The following is a 17,932-nucleotide window of genomic DNA, read 5'->3' on the forward strand; positions in this document are numbered from 1 at the left end:
GTTCTCCACAGGGGCCGGATCCGGGTGGCGCCGCCCTGTGCGGGGGTTCCAGGCTCGGGGTATGGCGATTCTTCCGGAGTGGACGGCGGCCCTGCTCGACCTGGTGCTGGCGCAGCGGTGCGCCGGGTGTGGCGGGGCCGGGGCGGCGGTGTGCGCGGAGTGCTCGGACGTTCTCGACCGGCGGCCGCGGCGGTGCGCCCCGCGGCGGGGGTGCCCGCCGGTCTGGGCGGCCTGGCCGTACGCCGGACGCGGCCGTGAGGTCCTGCTGGCGTTCAAGGACGGCGGCCGCAGGGCGCTGGCGGAGCGGTTGTCGCACGCGCTGGCCGGGGCGGTGCGCGCGGCGGCGCGAGGCTCCGGCGGCGTACTGCTCGTCCCGGTGCCCGCGCGGCCCTCATCGGCGCGCAGACGCGGTTACGACCCCGTCCTGTCCCTGGCGGTGGCGGCGGCGGTCCGGTTGCGGGAGCAGGCGGTTGAGGCGCGCGTGGAGCCGGTGCTGCGCTACGCGCGCGGAACCCGCGACCAGGTGGGGCTCGACGCCGCCGCGCGCCGGGCGAACCTGGAGGGGGCCATGCGGGCGCGCCCCCGGGCCGGACCGCCGCGTCGCGACGGCCGGGGGGTCGTCGTCGTGGACGACGTGCTCACCACCGGATCCACCCTTGCCGAGGCCGTCCGGGCGCTCGGCGAGGCGGGGGTTCGGGCGGCCGGCGCGGCCGTGCTCGCCGAACGCGAGTAGGCTCAGTAGGCCGAGATGAAGCCCCGGACGAGGGCGGAGCGCCGAAAAGCTGTTGTCGGGGCCCGTTTCCCGTCCTCAGCGGTGGATTCTCGGGGCTCGGGAGCGTATTCCGGGTGAAGCCGCCGGAATCAACACCTGACAAGCGGCCGATCTCGGGCTAGCGTTCCAGACATGGCACCCGTCCGGGTCCGTGGTTGCGCCGAACGCGGCGTCCCCTCCGACGAGGGGGCACCGGGTCGGCAAGCCGATGCCAGCCGCAGGCGAAACGGCCCACGTAAGGCGACTTTTCGTCGACCGATCACGGTGCGGCTTAGAGGTAAGTCCTGCCCCTTCGGAGGTCCAGATGTCCTCCGGACGAGGGAGAAGAGCAGTAGTGGCGCACGAGTGCCGCGAGACTCTCAGCAGGCGGATGTGGGGACGAAGACCAGGTCGGACGGACGGGTGGCATCCTCTTCGCGGGGGGCGCGTCGTGAGACGTGTCCCCGCCGCGGAGCCGACGCGCTCCACGCGCGCACCGCGCGTTTCCGCCCCGTCGCGTCGACGGCGCGCCGCCTGTTCCCGCGGGCGTCTCCCCTTCCCGGAGAGCGCGGACGCGAGTCTTCCATCCATGCCGGTCAACCGCCGGTTCCGGGCCCTTCGTCACGGTGTGACGCCTCACGTCCGGCCTCCCCGAACGCGGGTCCAACGGCGAGTGATGACCGGAGAGCTTGTGGGTATACGCCCACCAACGTGAGCCACCGCCACTGTGGCGGGAGAAGGAGGACGAGACGACGAGCCCGACGCTCACAGCGGACGGGGCGCACACCACACAGCTGGCCGTCGAGACGGGCGGTCACGCGATGAAGGGGGTCTTGTGGACATCATCGTCAAGGGTCGGCGCACGGGGGTCAGCGACAAGTTCCGACAGCACGTCGAAACCAAGCTGGCCAGGCTCCACAAGTGGGAGCAGAAGGGCATCATGAGCGTCGATGTGGAGGTGTCCAAAGAGCGAAACCCGAAGCTCGCCGAGCACCGCGAGCGGGTTGAACTGACCATCCACTCCAGCGGCCCGGTGATCCGGGGCGAAGCGGCCGCCGACGACCGCTACACCGCCCTCGACCTGGCACTCGACCGCACCGAGTCCAGGCTGCGAAAGGTCGCCGACCGCCGCAAGGTGCACAGGGGGAGCCGCGCGCCCGTCTCGGTGGCCGCCGCCACCGCGGCTCTGGCCAACAACGACGCCCCCCTCGGCGCGGTGGCCGAGCCGCCGCGCGAGCCCGAGCGGCAGGAACCCGGGGACGATTTCGACGGCGCGGCGGTGGACAGCGCGTTCACCGACGACTTCGTCGAGCTCGAGACCAAGGGCGACGTCCCCGTCATCGTCCGCGAGAAATTCCACTACGCCAAACCCATGACCATTGACCAGGCTCTAATGGAAATGGAACTCGTGGGCCACGATTTCTACCTCTTCCGCGACGAGGAGCGGGACGCGCCCAGCGTGGTCTACCGCCGCAAGGGCTTCAACTACGGCGTTCTGCGCCTCATGGAATAAAGTTCCGAACATCTGAATAGGCGTTCCGCTGCGCCGCACCCGGATCAGGACCGGGTGCGGCGCACCGTGGGGTACGGTGCTTCGGGCGGGTTCTCCCGGGAAATTCCCCGGTTCGCCGGAAAACGGACGTAATCGTGCTGTCCTGCGGAAAAGCGGACGCCGTGAACGTGACAACCAGATATTGTCCGTATCCGCGTGACGCCGCCGCGCGGGAGGAAGGAACACAGGCCGTGAGCGGGATCCCCCCCACCCGACTTGACCCCATCAAGGTGCTGGTCGTCGACGACCACGCCTTCTTCCGGAGGGGGCTGGTCTCCGTTCTCGCGGAGGAGCCGGACATCGATGTCGTGGGAGAGGCGGGGGACGGCGAGGAGGCGGTCTCCCGGGCGAGCGCCCTGCGCCCCGACGTCGTGCTCATGGACGTGCGCATGCCCAAGGCCGGCGGGATCGCCGCCTGCACCGGGATCAGGGACGCCGTTCCCGACGCCAAGATCGTGATGCTCACGATGAGCGACGAGGAGGAGGACCTCTTCGAGGCGATCAAGGCCGGCGCGACGGGCTACCTGCTCAAGGAGATCTCGGTGGTCGAGCTCCCCGCGGCGGTGCGCGCGGTCTCGGGCGGGCAGTCCTTCATCAACCCCTCCATGGCCACCAAGCTCATCGGCGAGTTCGCGACGCTGGCCAGGAAGGAGAAGGGGCGCCCCCAGCCGGTGGCGGTCCCCCGCCTGACCGGACGCGAGACGGAGGTCCTGCGCCTGGTCGCGAGAGGACTGAACAACCGGGACATCGCGGACCGGCTGTACATCTCCGACAACACCGTGAAGAACCACGTCCGCAACATCCTGGAGAAACTCCAGTTGCACTCGCGGACAGAGGCCGCGGTCTACGCGATACGGGAGAAGTTCCTCGACACCGACGGGGACTGAGAAACTCCGGGTGCCTCTCCGGGGCCCGCGCCCATGCGCCTCCGCGGAGTTACGCTTCGTGTTCCGGCCTTCGCGATACGCAGATTTGACCGCGGAGGCAATAGGCTCTCCTACGATGGAAAGCCACTGGGGATGGATGCGTCCCGTCCCGGATGCGGGCCACGATCGCGAGGAGCGCATTAGAAGTGCCAGGCATACTCGACAGGGTCCTGCGCGCAGGCGAGGGCAAAGTCCTGCGCAGGCTCAAGAAGCTCAAGGACCAGATCAACTCGATCGAGGATGATTTCGTCGATCTCAGCGACGCCGAACTGCGCGAGCTCACCGACGAGTACAAGCAGCGCGTCGAAGAAGGCGAGGCGCTGGACGACCTCCTGCCGGAGGCCTTCGCCACCGTGCGCGAGGCGGCCAAGCGCACCCTGGGCCAGCGGCACTTCGACGTCCAGCTCATGGGCGGCGCGGCGCTGCACCTCGGCAACATCGCGGAGATGAAGACCGGTGAGGGCAAGACGCTCACCGCCACCCTCGCCGTCTACCTCAACGCGCTCGCGGGCAAGGGCGTCCACCTGGTCACCACCAACGACTACCTGGCCCGCCGCGACGCCGAGAACATGGGCCGCATCTACCAGTTCCTCGGCCTCGAGGTCGGTGTGGTCGGCCCCGACATGTCCTCGGCCGACCGCCGCAAGGCCTACGAGGCGGACATCACCTACGGCACGAACAACGAGTTCGGGTTCGACTACCTGCGCGACAACATGGCGCGGTCGATCAAGGACTGCGTGCAGCGCGGCCACTTCTTCGCGATCGTCGACGAGGTCGACTCGATCCTCATCGACGAGGCGCGCACGCCCCTGATCATCAGCGGCCCCGCCGAGCAGAACTCCCGCTGGTACAGCGAGTTCGCCAAGATCGCCCCGCGCCTGCGCAAGGAGACCGACTACGAGGTCGACGAGAAGAAGCGCACCGTGGGCATCACCGAGTCCGGTGTGGCCAAGGTCGAGGACTGGCTGGGGATCGAGAACCTCTACGAGGCGGTCAACACCCCGCTGATCAGCTTCCTCAACAACTCCCTCAAGGCCAAGGAGCTCTACCGCCGAGACAAGGAGTACATCGTCAAGGACGGCGAGGTGCTCATCGTCGACGAGTTCACCGGCCGCGTCCTGCGCGGGCGGCGCTACAACGAGGGCATGCACCAGGCCATCGAGGCCAAGGAGAAGGTGAAGATCAAGGACGAGAACCAGACTCTCGCCAAGGTCACCCTCCAGAACTACTTCCGCCTCTACGAGAAGCTGGCCGGCATGACCGGCACCGCCTCCACCGAGGCGGCGGAGTTCCACCAGACCTACGGCATCGGCGTCGTCCCGATCCCCACCAACCGGGACATGGTCCGCGACGACCAGCGCGACGTCGTCTACAAGACCGAAGAGGCCAAGTTCGAGGCGGTCGTCGACGACATCGCCGAGTGCAACGAGGTCGGCCAGCCGGTGCTGGTGGGTACCACCAGCGTCGAGAAGTCCGAGCTGCTGTCCAAGATGCTCAAGCGCCGCGGCATCGCGCACGAGGTCCTCAACGCCAAGAACCACGCGCGTGAGGCGTCCATCGTGGCGCAGGCGGGCAAGCTCGGGGCCGTCACGGTCGCCACCAACATGGCCGGCCGCGGTACCGACATCATGCTGGGCGGCAACCCCGACTTCACCGCCGACGAGGAGCTCCACGAGCGCGGCCTGAACCCGCTGGAGACCCCGGAGGAGTACGAGAAGGCCTGGCCCGAGGCGCTGGAGAAGGCCAAGGAAGCGGTCAAGCTCGAGAACGAGCAGGTCATCGAGGCCGGCGGGCTGTACGTGCTCGGTACCGAGCGCCACGAGTCCCGCCGTATCGACAACCAGCTGCGCGGCCGGTCGGGCCGTCAGGGCGACCCCGGCAAGTCCCGCTTCTACCTGTCGCTCAAGGACGACCTGATGCGGCTGTTCAACAGCGCCCGGGTCGAGATCATCATGGAGCGCCTGAACATCCCGGACGACCAGCCGATCGAGTCGGGCGTGGTCTCCAAGGCGATCCAGGGCGCGCAGGGCCAGGTCGAGCAGCAGAACTTCGAGATCCGCAAGAACGTCCTGAAGTACGACGAGGTCCTGAACCGCCAGCGCAAGGTGATCTACGCCGAGCGCCGCAAGGTGCTCGAGGGCGCGGACCTGCGCGAGCAGGTCGAGGGCATGATCGACGACGTCATCGACGGCTACGTCCGTTCCGCCACGGCCGAGGGCGAGCCGGAGGACTGGGACCTCGAGCGCCTTTGGACCGCCTTCACCCAGGCCTACCCGGTGAGCTTCACCCACGACCAGCTGATCGAGGAGAACGGCGGCGACGTCACCGCGCTGACGCCGGACATCATCAGCCAGCGGGTCCGCGAGGACGCCCACGAGACCTACGACCGCCGTGAGGCCGACCTCGGGGTCGAGGCCATGCGCGAGATCGAGCGCCAGGTCATCCTCCAGGTCATGGACCGCAAGTGGCGCGAGCACCTCTACGAGATGGACTACCTCCAGGAGGGCATCGGCCTGCGCGCCATGGCGCAGCGCAACCCGCTGATCGAGTACCAGCGGGAGGGCTACGACATGTTCCAGGAGATGCTCGAGGGCATCAAGGAGGAGTCGGTCCGCTTCCTCTACAACGTCGAGGTCCAGGTGAACCGCCCGAAGGAGGGCCAGGTCACCGCGGCGTCGGCGGCCGCCACCGCGACCGCGGTCCCGCTGGTGGGCCAGGGCGCCGGAGCGGGGGCCGGGAAGGCCGAGGCGGAGGACGCGGAGGCCGAGTCCGGGCCCGAGGACGCGGAGCCCGAGGCCGAGGAGCAGCCGGAGGTCGTGGTCCCGGGCCTGGAGTCCGAGGAGCCCACGCGGTTGCAGTACACCGGTCCGAGCGAGGGCGGAGGTGTGGAGCGGCACACCGAGGACGCCGACGGGGAGTACGCCAACACCCCGCGCAACGCGCTCTGCCCCTGCGGCTCGGGCAAGAAGTTCAAGAAGTGCCACGGCGCCCCCAAGGCGCAGGTGTAGCCGGTCACCGGTGACGGGGCGGCCCGGGACCCCGTACGGGGTCCCGGGCCGCCGCCGGCGGCGGCCGGTCCGGTCAGGACGTGCCGCCGCCCTTGGACCCGTCGGGAGTCTTCGTACCGCTCTCGCCCGGGGTGTCCGGGTTGGCGGCGACCGTCACGCCCTCCTCGACGGGCTCGCGTCCCGGGGTGGGGAGGTTCAGCTTCGTGATCGCGAAGTAGAAGACCACGTAGTAGAGCGCGAAGTAGACCACGCCCAGGCCGAGGATCCAGACCAGACCGGTCGTGTTGTCCTTCGTGGCGTTCAGCAGCAGGTCGATCAGGCCGGCGGAGAACCCGAAGCCCAGATGCGCGTCGAGCGCGTTCAGGATCGCCATCGAGACGCCGGTCAGCACGATGTGCACCGCGAACAGCACCGGCGCGATGAAGATGAACGCGTACTCGATCGGCTCGGTGATACCGGTGACGAACGCGGTCAGCGCGGCGGAGACCATGATGCCGCCGACGGCCGCGCGCTGGCTGGGGTGCGCGGCGCGCCAGATCGCCAGGGCGGCGGCGGGGAGGCCGAACATCAGCACCGGGAAGTAGCCGGACAGGAAGCCGCCGGCGGTCGGGTCGCCCGCCAGGTAGCGGTTGATCTCGCCGTGCACGACGCCGTCGGGGCCCTCGTAGCTGCCGAAGACGAACCAGACGACGGAGTTGACGATGTGGTGCAGGCCGAAGGGCAGCAGCAGCCGGTTGACCACGCCGTAGACGCCCGCGCCGACCGCGCCGGAGCCGATGATCCACTCGCCCAGGCCATTGATCCAGCCGCCGACGGTCGGCCAGACGAAACCGAAGACGACGGCGAGGATCAGCGCGGCGAACGCGGTGACGATCGGCACGAAGCGGCGGCCGCCGAAGAAGCCCAGCCAGGTCGGCAGCTTGATCCGGTAGTAGCGCTGCCACAGGAGGGCCGCGGTGAGGCCGATGACGATGCCGCCGAGGACGTCGGTCGGGTTCTTCGCGCCCCAGTTGATCGCCGGGCCGTCGACGAGTTCCAGCGTGATGCGGGCGGCGACCTCACCGCCCTGCTCGAAGAACAGGTACTTGGAGACCCGGTCGAAGACCACGTAGCCGACGACGGCCGCCAGCGCGGTGGATCCGTCGGCCTTCTTCGCGAAGCCGATGGCCACGCCGACGGCGAAGAGCAGCGGCAGGGCGTTGAAGACGGCGTCGCCGGCGTTGCCGATGACGGTGGAGACCTGCTCCAGGCCGCTGAAGCGTCCCAGCATGTCCGGCTGTCCCAGGCGCAGCAGGATCGCCGCGGCGGGCAGCACCGCGATGGGCATCATCAGGCTGCGCCCGATGCGTTGCAGGACGGCCAGTGCCTTCGAGGACTGCTTCGGCGCGGCTGGGAGGCCGCTGTCGGTCGCTGATGAGGAACTCACGGTTGGCCCTTCTGAACTGGTGTGGCGGTGAGCTCGTGGCTCTGGGGGAGGCGGGTGTCCCGTGGACGCGGACACCCGTGCGGGGCGGGCCCCGGCTACCCCCGCTGGCGCGGGTCCAGCGTGGAGTGCAGTTGGTAGCGGTCCGCCCGGTAGGTGGATATCGCCAGTTCGACGCATTTGCCGTTGACGAAGCTGCGCCGCTGCAGCAGCAGGACGGCGCTCCCGGGGGGCAGCCCGAGGAGCCTCGCGTCCGTGGGGTCGCACAGGCCGGCCTCGATGGTCTGCTCGCCGGAGTCCAGGATGAGTCCGTACTCGTCCTCGAGGAGCTGGTAGAGGGAACGCCCGGAGAGGGAGCGCTCCGCCAGGCCGGGAGCGACGGAGAGGGGGATGTTGGAGCGCTCGATCGCCATCGGCTCGCCGTCGGCGGTGCGCAGGCGCTCGATGTGGTGGACCGGGGCCCCCGTGTCGATGTCCAGCATGCGGGCGACGTGCCCGCGCGCGGCCTCGACCCGGCGGGCCAGGTCCTGGGCGCCGGGGGCGAAGCCCCGGGACCGCATGTCCTCGGTGAACGAGGCCATGCGCAGCGACATCTCGATCTTGGGCCGGGCCAGGAAGGTCCCCTTGCCCGGGACCCGGTACAGCTTTCCCTCGCTCACCAGGTGGTCGATGGTCTGGCGGACGGTCATCCGGGAGAGCCCGTACCGCACGCCGAGTTCGCGTTCGGAGGGGATCGCGCCGTCCACCGAGAGCTGGGTCTCCTCGATCCAGTCGAGCAGGAGGTCGCGAAGCTGGGCGTACTTCGGGACGGGGCTCGCGGGGTCGATTCTCATCACGGGTGCCTGTTCGCTCGCGTCAGGGTCGGATATGGTGCGTACTGGTATAGGCCGGACTAGACCACAGGGGCTCCTGGTGTGTCAACAGTTCGACGTGCGGACACCCGCGGCACGCGCCGCGTCCCGTGGACGCCGTCGACCGGAGCCGTGTCCGGCGCCGTCGGGGGCCGACCGAACGGGACTAAGGGGAAGAGAATCCAGATGACCACTGAGACCAGCGTCATGCGTTCCGAGATCGGGGAGCAGCCCGCGGCGCTGCGCAGGACGCTGGAAGCGCTCCTGCCGCAGACGGCGGAGGTCGCGGCGCTGGCCGGGAAGACCCGCCAGGTGCTGTTCGTCGCGCGCGGCTCCTCCGACAACGCCGCCGTCTACGGCAGCTACCTGCTCCAGGCCCACTCCGGGCGGCTGGCCACGCTGGCCTCGCCCTCCATCGCCACCGTGTACGGCGCCGAGGTGGACCTGTCGGGCGTGCTCGCCGTGGCGATCTCCCAGTCGGGGCGGACCGAGGAGATCGTCGACACGATGAACTGGGCGGCCCGGTGCGGCGCCCGCACGATCTCCGTCACCAACGGGGACGACTCGCCGCTGGCCCGGGGCGCCGACGTGGCGCTGCTGACCCGGGCCGGGGACGAGCTCGCCGTCCCCGCCACGAAGACCTACACCGCCCAGCTCGCCGCACTCGCCGTTCTGGCCCTGGGGCTCGGCGCCGACCTCGACGAGGCCGAGCTCCGCGCGGTCCCCGACGCCATCGAGGAGACGCTGGCAGCCCCGACCGACGCGCTGGACGAGATCGTGGCGCGCCTGGCGGGCGTCTCCGGCGCCGTGGTCTCGGGCCGCGGAATGGCCTTCTCCACCGCCCTGGAGACCGCCCTCAAGCTCAAGGAGGCCTGCTACCTGCACGCGATGGGCCTGTCCTACGCGGACCTGCTGCACGGGCCGCTCGCGGTCGTGGACGCCCAGACCCCGGCGCTGCTCGTGGCCGCGAACTCCGGCCCCACCCTGCCCGGCACGGTGGCCCTGGCCGAGCGGGTGCGCGCCGCGGACGCCCCCGTCTACGCCATCGGCGGCGGATCGGCCCTGGCCAAGTCCTCCGACCTGGCCGTCGACGTCCCGGACCTTCCCGAGTGGCTCGCCCCGATCAGCCTGATCGTCCCCGCCCAGCTCATCACCGAGCGGCTGGCCCGCGCCAAGGGCTTCGACCCCGACGCGCCCCGCAGCCTCAACAAGGTGACCCAGACCTCCTAGACCCACGGAGGCCCCGCCGCGCGCCCGACCTCGCGCCCGCCCGGGCGCGCGGCGGGGACCGCGACTTGTGGCCGCGGGATGGAGGGGGTTCGATGAGCACACCGCGGGTTTCCGCAGGAGCCCCGGCCCCCGCCGTGGTCCACGGCACTTCGCACGTGCGGGAGATCCGAGCCCGCCGCACCATGATGGAGGAACAGATGGCAGACAAGGCAGCCGCGATCGTCGCCGGGCTGGGGGGCGCCGACAACATCGAGGACATCGAGGCGTGTATCACCCGCCTGCGCACCGAGGTCGCCGACGCGGGCAAGGTGGACCAGGCCGCGCTCAAGGCAGCGGGGGCGCACGGTGTGCTGGTCTCCGGAAACGTCGTCCAGGTGGTCGTCGGTCCCGAGGCCGACTCGCTCACCGACGACATCAACGACCTGCTCGACTGATCCGCGTACGCAGCGATGGACGGAGGGCGGCGGGACCGCGGCGGCCCGCACGCCGCCCGGCGCCCCCGTCCGCTAGGGAGGTAGGACCGTGCTTTCCGTACTCGCGCCCGTAGCGGGCGCCACGGTGGGACTGGAGGAAGTCCCCGATCCTGTGTTCGCGCAGGGGATGGTCGGTCCGGGAACCGCCATCGAGCCCCGGCACGAGGCACAGGAGGCGGTCGCGCCGATCGCCGGGAAGGTCGTCAAGCTCCACCACCACGCCTTCGTGGTGCAGGGGGAGAACGGCAGGGGCGTCCTGGTGCACCTGGGCATCGACACCGTCAAGCTCGACGGCGCGGGCTTCGAGTCCCTGGTCGCCGAGGGCGACGAGGTCGAGGCGGGGCAGCCGCTGATCCGGTGGAACCCCGCCGAGGTCGTCAGGGCCGGGCTCTCCCCGATCGTCCCGGTCGTGGCCCTGGACGCCGGCGGGGACGTGGTCTCCCGGACCGGCACGGGGGAAGTCGAACGCGGCGGGCGGTTGTTCCAGTGGACGTGAGCGGAATCGGCGCCGGTGCCGCCCCGCCGCGCGCGGCACTGTTCGACCTCGACGGGACCCTGATCAACAGCGAGCCCCGCAGCGTGGCCGTGTGGTCGAAGCTGCTGAGCGCGCGCGGGGTACCCCACGACGGCACGCTCCTGCGCGCCTTCATGGGGCGGCGCGGGCCGGACGTGCTCGCCGAGCGCCCCGACCTGTTCCCCGGGGTGAGCTTCGACCAGCTCGTCGCCGAGATGCGGGTCCACATGATGGATCCCGACATCCCCCCGGTGGAGCAGCTTCCCGAGTCGGTGGCGTTCCTGCACCGGCTGCACGCGCGGGGAGTGCCGTTCGCCCTGGTCACATCTGCGGGGCGGGACTGGGCCGAGATCGCCCTGGACCAGCTGGGCGTGCTCGGGATGTTCGCGGGGCTGGTCACGGCCGGCGACGTCACCGTCGGCAAACCCGACCCCGAGGGCTACCTGAGCGGAGCCGGGATCCTCGGCCACGATCCCGAGCACATCGTGGTCTTCGAGGACACCCCCGCCGGGGTCAGGGCGGGCAAGAGCGCGGGCATGCGCGTCGTCGGGATCACGACGACGCACCCGGCCGACGAGCTGACCAGGGCCGACCTCGTCGTGGACCACCTGACCGAGGTGGACTGGCCCCACGTCCCCCGGAGGCATCGGTCCGGCTGACCCCGGAGTGCGCCCCCCGATCCCCTTCACAACCCCTGAAAGAGGTGGAACCGTGGCCGAACGCCGCGTCAGGATCGAGTCCCGGGTCGGGCTGCACGCCCGCCCGGCGGCGATGTTCGTCTCCGCCGCCGCCGCGTTCGACGGCGACGTGCGGGTCGCCAAGGCCGGAGGCGAGAGCGTGTCCGCCAAGAGCATCCTGGCGGTGATGAGTCTGGGCGCGCGCAACGGAGACGAGATCGTCGTCACCGCCGAGGGCGAGGGCGCCGAGGCGCTGCTGGACCGACTCGCCGAGATCGCGAACACCGACTAGGGAAGCTCCGGCGCGGGGTGATTCGCGCACCGGTGCCTCGGTGGCCTTTCGGCCTCCTGTCGTGCGGATCGCGGGGTCACGGCGGGCGGCGACGGCGGGTGGGGGTCGGGGCCGCGCCCATGATGTCCGTCGCGTGAGGGTTCCGTTGACGGTCGTGGGCTTTCTGCCCTTTCCGGCCCCGAAACGGGCGGAAAGCCCAAGACCGGCAATGAAACCCTCGTGGACCGGGAAGCTCAGTAGGGTGGCCATCCGGCCCCATCCCTCTCGACGGAAACCGAGCCCATGCCCCTTCGACGTCTTCTCGCGCCGGTCGGCGTACTGGTTCTGCTGCTCACGACGGCCTGCGGTGCCGGGGGGCAGCCCCCGGCGTCCGACGAACCCAGGGCGGAGCGCCCCGAATCGGCCGATCCGGAGGCCGGGGCGGCCGAGCTGCTGGCGGACATGAGTCTGGAGGAGAAGGTCGGGCAGCTGCTCGTCCCCACCCTGGCGGGCACCACGGCGGACGAGAACGCCGCCCTGATCGAGGAGTACCACCCGGGCGGGTTCATCTACTTCCCGGAGAACCTCACCGGCGCCGAGCAGATCGCGGAGATGTCCAACGGACTCCAGGACCTCGCCGTGGGCAGCGGCGCGGGCGTCCCGCTCCTCCTCGGGGTTGACCAGGAGCAGGGAATGGTCGCCCGCCTTCCGGTCGGCGCGCGCTTCCCCGACGCGATGGCGGTGGGCGCCACCCGGGACCCCGAGGCGGCCGCCTCGCTGGCCTCGACCACCGCGGCGGAGCTGTCGGCGCTCGGCATCAACCTCGACTACGCGCCGGTGGCGGATGTCAACGTCAACCCGGGCAACCCGGTGATCGGCATCCGCTCGTTCGGTGCGGACCCCGCGCTGGTCGGTGAGTTCGCCGTCGCCGAGGCCGACGCGTTCGAAGCGGGCGGGGTGGTGCCGGTCGCCAAGCACTTCCCCGGCCACGGCGACACCGACGTGGACAGCCACACCGGCCTGCCCGTCATCGACAAGAGCCGCGAGGAGTGGGAACGGGTCGACCTGCCCCCGTTCGTCCAGGCCGTCGAGGCCGATATCGACATGATCATGACCGCGCACGTGCTCATGCCCCAGCTGGACGACTCGGGTGAGCCCGCCACCCTCTCGCCCGGCGTCATCACCGGCATCCTGCGTGAGGAACTGGGCTATGACGGCGTGGTCAGCACCGACGCGCTCAACATGGAGGGCGTGCGCCAGAGCCACGACGACGGCGAGGTCGCGGTGCTCGCGGTCCTGGCGGGAGCCGACCAGCTCCTGATGCCGCCGGACCTCGACGCGGCCCACGGCGCCGTCACCGCCGCCGTGGAGGAGGGGCGCATCACCGAGGAGCGGTTGGACGAGTCGGTGCTGCGGATCCTGCGGCTCAAGCTCCGGCGCGGCCTCTACGACGCGGCGCCGGTCGACCCCGCCGCGGCCGCCGAGACCGTCGGCAGCGCCGATCACCAGGCCGCCGCCCAGCGGGTGGCCGACGCGTCGGTGACCCTGCTGCGCAACGAGGGTGGGGTGCTTCCGCTCGGAGAGGGCGCGTCGGTGCACGTGACGGGCTCGGGGGCCGATCAGATCGGCGCGGCGCTGGAGGACCTCGGCCTGGCCCTGGCGGGTTCTGCCGCCGGAGCCGACGCGGTCGTGGTCGGCACCAACGGGGCGCGCGGTGACGCCGAGCAGAAGGGCCTGGTCACCCGGGCCCAGGCGTCCGGGGCCCCGGTCGTCGTGGTCGCCCAGGGCACCCCCTACGACATCGGCGAGCTCCCCGGCCTGGACGGCTACCTGGCCACCTACTCCTCGGTCGACGTCTCCCTCGCGGCGGCGGCCCGGGTGATCGCCGGAGAGGTGAACCCGTCGGGGCGGCTGCCGGTGGACATCCCGGGCACCGACCTGGCGTTCGGCGACGGACTGGGCTACTGACCCGAGCGCGGGTACCGGAGGCCGGGTCTGGTACGGCACCGGGAACTGGTCGGTGCGGGTCACCGCGATGCCCGGGAATGGGAAAGCGCCCCCGGACCTGGAATTCCAGGTCCGGGGGCGCCGTGCCGGTGATGGGCGCCGCGGGAGGGGGAGGGAGCGGCACCCGGAAGCCGGCGGTCAGTGGTCGTGCCCGTCCTCCTCGTGGCCGTGCCCGTCCTCTTCGCCCTCGTGGTCCGCGTGGCCTTCCTCGTCTTCGTGGTCGTGTCCGGCCTCCTCGTCCTCGTGCCCGCTGTCCAGGGCGGCCAGGCCGACCACGGCGAGGTCGTGCGGGGAGAGGTCCAGGAGCTGGTTCCGCTCGACCGCCAGACCGTCGCCGGAGACGGAGACCTCGACGAGCTCCCCGGTGGCCGGGTTGGTCAGGTAGACGTGGTTCTCGCCGACCGCGATCGCGGCGCGGCCGTCCTCCGGGGCGAACCCGCCGGTGGCCTCGACGCTGTGCGCGATCTCGCCGGTCTCGGGGTCGACGGAGTGCAGGACGCCGTCGGCAGTCAGCACCAGGCCCCGAATCCAGTACGGGTCCCAGGCGATCGCGGCGACGGTGCCCGGCACGGCGACCTCGGTCGCGGTGTCGTCGTGGGTGTCGATCAGCACGACGGACTCGTCGGAGTAGTCGCCGAGCACGACCTCCTGGTCCGGGGCCCCGGCGATCGAGGTGACGCGCCCGCCGTCCGCGCCGGCGGGGGAGGCGATCTTGACGGCCTCCCACTCGCCGTCGTGCCCGGTGACCTCCAGCACGCCGTCGGCGCAGCCGAACAGCGCGGTCGCCTCGGCGGTCGCCGCCGCTCCCGCCGCGTCCGGGCAGTCGGCGAACTCGTGCTCCACCGCGCCGTCCTCGGCGAGGACCCGCACGCCGTTGTCGTCACCGAGTCCCACGACCAGGTCGTGCCCGACCGGAACGGCGGAGCCCGCGCCGTCGGCGCCGGTCTCCACGGTCGCCTCCGCGGCGAATTCGGCGGGGGCCTCCGAGCCGTCGAGGGCGAACACGGAGACGGCTCCGTCGCCGTGGGAGAGGACCGCCGCGTGGCCGTCGTGCACGACGACGCCTCCGGGGGCCGCGATGGTCTGAGCCCCGTCCACCAGCGCCGGTTCGACCGGCTTGGGGTCCGCGTGGCCGCCGTGCGCCTCGTACCGGATCCCGGCGTCCAGGAGCTGGACGGTGTCGTCGCCCTCCTGGGCCAGCAGGACCAGCGTCCCGTCGGCGGTCACGGGGGTGAGCCGGGCCGGCCCCGCGCCCTCCACGGTGCCGACCGTCTCACCGGTGGCGACGTCGATGACGGTGGCGGTCCCGCTGTCCGCGTCGGACACCACGAGCCGCGGCAGGACGGCGCCGTGGGAAGCCTCCCGCTCGGGCCAGGAGGTCTCGGCCTCCGGGGCGGCCTCGTCCTCCGGGGTGTCCCGCGCGTCGCCGCAGGCGCTCGCCAGCAGGGCGACGGAGAGCAGAGACGCGGCAAGCGCAGTCCCGCGCATGGCACTTCCTCTCAAATGAAAACCGTTTTCATTCTTATATCATATGTCCCCTTATCTGCTGTTTGTCATTGATCTCGGCGCACGGCGCTCGGTGCCCGCCGAGGTGGGTTGCCAGGGAAGCGCGGACGCCTGCGGCCGCCGGCCGCGGGCGTCCGCCCGGTCGAACGGGGTCAGGAGAAGCGCTTGATCTCCCGGCGGGCCAGCGAGCGCAGGTGCACCTCGTCGGGGCCGTCGAAGATCCGCATCGCGCGGGCGCCCGCGTACATCTCCGCGAGGGGGAAGTCGTCGCTCACCCCGGCGCCGCCGTGCACCTGGATGGCGCGGTCGATGACCGCCTCCGCGGCCCGGGGCGCCGCCACCTTGATCGCGGCGATCTCGTTGCGCGCGGCCTTGGCGCCGTACTCGTCGATCATCCAGGCGGTTTTGAGCACCAGGAGGCGGGCCTGGTCGAGGGCCAGCCGCGACTCGGCGATCTGCTGCTGGACCACCCCCTGCTCCGCCAGCGGCCTGCCGAAGGCGATCCGGCCGGTGGCGCGGCGGACCATCAGCTCCAGCGCCCTCTCGGCCTTGCCGAGGACCCGCATGCAGTGGTGGACGCGCCCCGGGCCGAGGCGGGCCTGGGAGATCATGAAGCCGTCGCCCTCCCCGGCGACCAGGTTCGTCGCGGGTACCCGGACGTCGGTGAACGTGACCTCGCAGTGGCCCTCCTGGTCCTGGTAGCCGAAGACCGGAAGCGCGCGCACGACCTCCACCCCCGGGGTGTCGCGCGGGACCAGGACCATCGACTGCTGCCGGTGGGGCGGGCCGTCCGGATCGGTCTTCCCCATCACGATGAGGATCTCGCAGCGGGGGTCCGAGAGGCCGCTGATCCACCACTTGCGGCCGTTGACCACGTACTCGTCGCCGTCGCGGACGATCGAGGTGGCGATGTTGGTGGCGTCGGAGGAGGCGACGCCGGGCTCGGTCATCGCGAAGGCCGACCGGATCCGTCCCTCCAGAAGCGGCTCCAGCCACCGTTCGCGCTGCTCGGGGGTGCCGAACATGTGCAGCACCTCCATGTTCCCGGTGTCCGGAGCCGAGCAGTTCAGCGCCTGCGGGGCCAGGTCGGAGCGGCCGGTGAGCTCGGCGAGCGGGGCGTAGTCGCTCACGCTGAGGCCGCCCGCCTCGGGCAGGAACAGATTCCACAGGCCGCGTCTGCGCGCCTCGGCCTTGAGGTCCTCCATCATCGGGGGAAGGTCGTGGTTGTCCGGACCGGCGTCGCGGCGCCAGGCGTGGTAGACGGGTTCGGCCGGGTAGACGTGCTCGTCCATGAACTCTTGGAGGTTGGCCAGGTACTCCTGGGCCGTGGGGCTGAGAGCGAAGTCCATGAGCCGAGTATGACACCTGACCGACCGGTCGGTACCTTTGGGGGCGGATCGGGCGGACACGGCGCGGACCCCGCGAACAGGATGCGCGCGAGGGGGTTCGCGACACGCTCCGCAGGGAAAAACCACCGCCCCGGTCAAAGGGGACGGGACGCTTGGAGGCGATCGAATGGTTCGGAGCTGCAGCGGGATCATCACCGACTGGGGCGGCGTGCTGACCACGCCGCTGCCCGAGACGATCACCGCCTGGCTGGAGGCGGACGGCATCGACCACGGCGTCTACCGCGACGTCATGCGCACCTGGGTGCGGGCCGCCTACGACGGGGGCGCGCTCAACCCGATCCACGCGTTGGAGCGGGGAGAAGTGGAGACGCGCGAGTTCGAGCGGCTGCTCGCCGCCGAACTGCGCCTGGCCGACGGCGGGCCGGTTCCCGCAGAAGGGCTCATCACCCGGATGTTCTCCGGGTTCCTGCCGATCGAGGAGATGTACGCGGCGCTGCGCGAGGCGCGCGGACAGGGCGTCCGCACCTGCCTGCTCTCCAACTCCTGGGGCAACGGCTACCCCCGGGACAGGTTCTCCGAGACCTTCGACGGGGTGGTGATCTCCGGGGAGGTGGGGATGCGCAAGCCCGAGCCGGAGATCTTCCTGCACGCCCTGGAGCTGGTCGGCCTGGAGGCGCGGGACTGCGTCTTCGTCGACGACATCGAGCACAACGTCGCGGCGGCCACCGAGCTCGGCATGGTCGGCATCCTGCACCGCGACCCGACCGAGACCCGGATCCGGTTGGAGGAGGCCTGTGGGATCCGGCTGACCGCGCTGCTCTGACCGGTCGTGGCGCGTCCTCACGGCGGTGCGGTGTGCGCGGGCGCCGCGGTCCTTTGGCAGACTCTGACTCGCTGTTCCACGTCCGACCGCCGAATTGACGAGTGACCGATGCGCATCTACCTGCCGAGCACCCTCACCGCAGTCGCCCTTGCCCTGACCGAGGGGGAGTTCCGGGGCGGCCCGCGCGCCGCCTACGCGGTGACGCCCGCCCTGCGCGCGCGGTACGGCGACGACGAGGAGGAGCTGGAGTACGCCGCGCTGAGCGCGGCGGCGGACGCCTCGGCGCTCCTGCTGGCCGCCGCGCCCGACGAGCCGGCCCGCCGCGTGGTGATCGCCGCGGAGCTGCCCGACGCGGTGGTCCGCCCCGCCGCCGACCCCGGTTCCCCCGCGGAGGTCGTGGTCGAGGCGGCGGTCCCGCTCAAGCGCGTCGCCTCCGCGCACGTCGACGACGAGGCCGCGGCCGCCGACGTCGCCGCGGGCCGCGGCGAGGACCACGAGCTCCTGTGGTACGCCACCCAGGAGCTGAGGTACCTGGTGGGCTAGGGAGTCCGGGCGCGGGGACGGGGCCCGC

At 71.3% G+C, this 17,932-nt stretch carries 16 protein-coding genes; 12 read left to right on the forward strand and 4 right to left on the reverse strand.

Features of this window, described 5'->3' with window-relative positions:
* Window positions 1–61 precede the first annotated feature (61 nt).
* The 4 genes from EV190_RS13425 to secA all read left to right on the forward strand — a co-directional run bounded on the left by EV190_RS13425 (window position 62) and on the right by secA (window position 6,237).
* Entirely contained in the window at window positions 62–733 is a 672-nt protein-coding gene (locus tag EV190_RS13425) for a ComF family protein (protein WP_133741886.1), read from the forward strand.
* Window positions 734–1,586: 853 nt separating this feature from the next.
* Window positions 1,587–2,264, forward strand: a complete 678-nt coding sequence (hpf, locus tag EV190_RS13430; protein WP_133741887.1) for a ribosome hibernation-promoting factor, HPF/YfiA family — start codon at window positions 1,587–1,589, stop codon at window positions 2,262–2,264.
* Window positions 2,265–2,494: 230 nt separating this feature from the next.
* Window positions 2,495–3,190: a response regulator gene (locus EV190_RS13435; RefSeq protein ID WP_133741888.1), complete on the forward strand. Its 696-nt coding sequence runs from the start codon at window positions 2,495–2,497 to the stop codon at window positions 3,188–3,190.
* 185 nt (window positions 3,191–3,375) lie between these two features.
* Entirely contained in the window at window positions 3,376–6,237 is a 2,862-nt protein-coding gene (gene secA / locus EV190_RS13440; RefSeq protein ID WP_133741889.1) for a preprotein translocase subunit SecA, read from the forward strand.
* Window positions 6,238–6,310: 73 nt separating this feature from the next.
* Here the strand turns inward: secA and EV190_RS13445 are convergent, their stop codons facing one another.
* Both EV190_RS13445 and EV190_RS13450 read right to left on the reverse strand, forming a co-directional pair.
* Window positions 6,311–7,663: a PTS transporter subunit EIIC gene (locus EV190_RS13445; RefSeq protein ID WP_243742554.1), complete on the reverse strand. Its 1,353-nt coding sequence runs from the start codon at window positions 7,661–7,663 to the stop codon at window positions 6,311–6,313.
* A 95-nt stretch (window positions 7,664–7,758) separates the two neighbouring features.
* Window positions 7,759–8,493 (reverse strand): GntR family transcriptional regulator, encoded by a 735-nt coding sequence (locus EV190_RS13450; RefSeq protein ID WP_133741890.1) that lies wholly within the window; start codon window positions 8,491–8,493, stop codon window positions 7,759–7,761.
* A 204-nt stretch (window positions 8,494–8,697) separates the two neighbouring features.
* Between EV190_RS13450 and EV190_RS13455 the strand changes: the two genes are divergently transcribed.
* From EV190_RS13455 to EV190_RS13480, 6 genes are all read left to right on the forward strand, one after another.
* Entirely contained in the window at window positions 8,698–9,741 is a 1,044-nt protein-coding gene (locus tag EV190_RS13455) for an SIS domain-containing protein (protein WP_133741891.1), read from the forward strand.
* Window positions 9,742–9,926: 185 nt separating this feature from the next.
* Window positions 9,927–10,175: a glucose PTS transporter subunit EIIB gene (locus EV190_RS13460; RefSeq protein ID WP_133741937.1), complete on the forward strand. Its 249-nt coding sequence runs from the start codon at window positions 9,927–9,929 to the stop codon at window positions 10,173–10,175.
* Between the two features lie 88 nt (window positions 10,176–10,263).
* Window positions 10,264–10,710, forward strand: a complete 447-nt coding sequence (locus EV190_RS13465) for a PTS sugar transporter subunit IIA (RefSeq protein WP_133741892.1) — start codon at window positions 10,264–10,266, stop codon at window positions 10,708–10,710.
* The gene (locus EV190_RS13470; protein WP_208113170.1) at window positions 10,707–11,387 is read left to right on the forward strand and encodes an HAD family hydrolase; all 681 of its coding nucleotides are present in this window, start codon (window positions 10,707–10,709) and stop codon (window positions 11,385–11,387) included. The genes EV190_RS13465 and EV190_RS13470 overlap by 4 nt, the downstream gene beginning before the upstream one ends.
* A 52-nt stretch (window positions 11,388–11,439) precedes the next feature.
* Window positions 11,440–11,697: an HPr family phosphocarrier protein gene (locus EV190_RS13475; protein ID WP_133741894.1), complete on the forward strand. Its 258-nt coding sequence runs from the start codon at window positions 11,440–11,442 to the stop codon at window positions 11,695–11,697.
* A 282-nt stretch (window positions 11,698–11,979) separates the two neighbouring features.
* A complete protein-coding gene (locus EV190_RS13480) occupies window positions 11,980–13,644 on the forward strand; it encodes a glycoside hydrolase family 3 protein (RefSeq protein ID WP_133741895.1) in 1,665 nt (554 codons plus the stop codon).
* Between the two features lie 177 nt (window positions 13,645–13,821).
* Here the strand turns inward: EV190_RS13480 and EV190_RS13485 are convergent, their stop codons facing one another.
* Both EV190_RS13485 and EV190_RS13490 read right to left on the reverse strand, forming a co-directional pair.
* Window positions 13,822–15,171, reverse strand: coding sequence for a hypothetical protein (locus tag EV190_RS13485; RefSeq protein ID WP_133741896.1), 1,350 nt, complete (start codon window positions 15,169–15,171; stop codon window positions 13,822–13,824).
* Window positions 15,172–15,341: 170 nt separating this feature from the next.
* The gene (locus EV190_RS13490; RefSeq protein WP_133741897.1) at window positions 15,342–16,538 is read right to left on the reverse strand and encodes an acyl-CoA dehydrogenase family protein; all 1,197 of its coding nucleotides are present in this window, start codon (window positions 16,536–16,538) and stop codon (window positions 15,342–15,344) included.
* Window positions 16,539–16,704: 166 nt separating this feature from the next.
* On the opposite strand from EV190_RS13490, the gene EV190_RS13495 reads away from it, so the two are divergent.
* Complete coding sequence (locus EV190_RS13495; protein ID WP_133741898.1) at window positions 16,705–17,361, forward strand: HAD family hydrolase; 657 nt, start codon at window positions 16,705–16,707, stop codon at window positions 17,359–17,361.
* A gap of 108 nt (window positions 17,362–17,469) precedes the next feature.
* Complete coding sequence (locus EV190_RS13500; protein ID WP_133741899.1) at window positions 17,470–17,904, forward strand: DUF6912 family protein; 435 nt, start codon at window positions 17,470–17,472, stop codon at window positions 17,902–17,904.
* The last annotated feature ends 28 nt before the right edge of the window (window positions 17,905–17,932 follow it).

It is taken from the genome of Actinorugispora endophytica (assembly GCF_004363075.1).
GTDB lineage: Bacteria > Actinomycetota > Actinomycetes > Streptosporangiales > Streptosporangiaceae > Actinorugispora > Actinorugispora endophytica.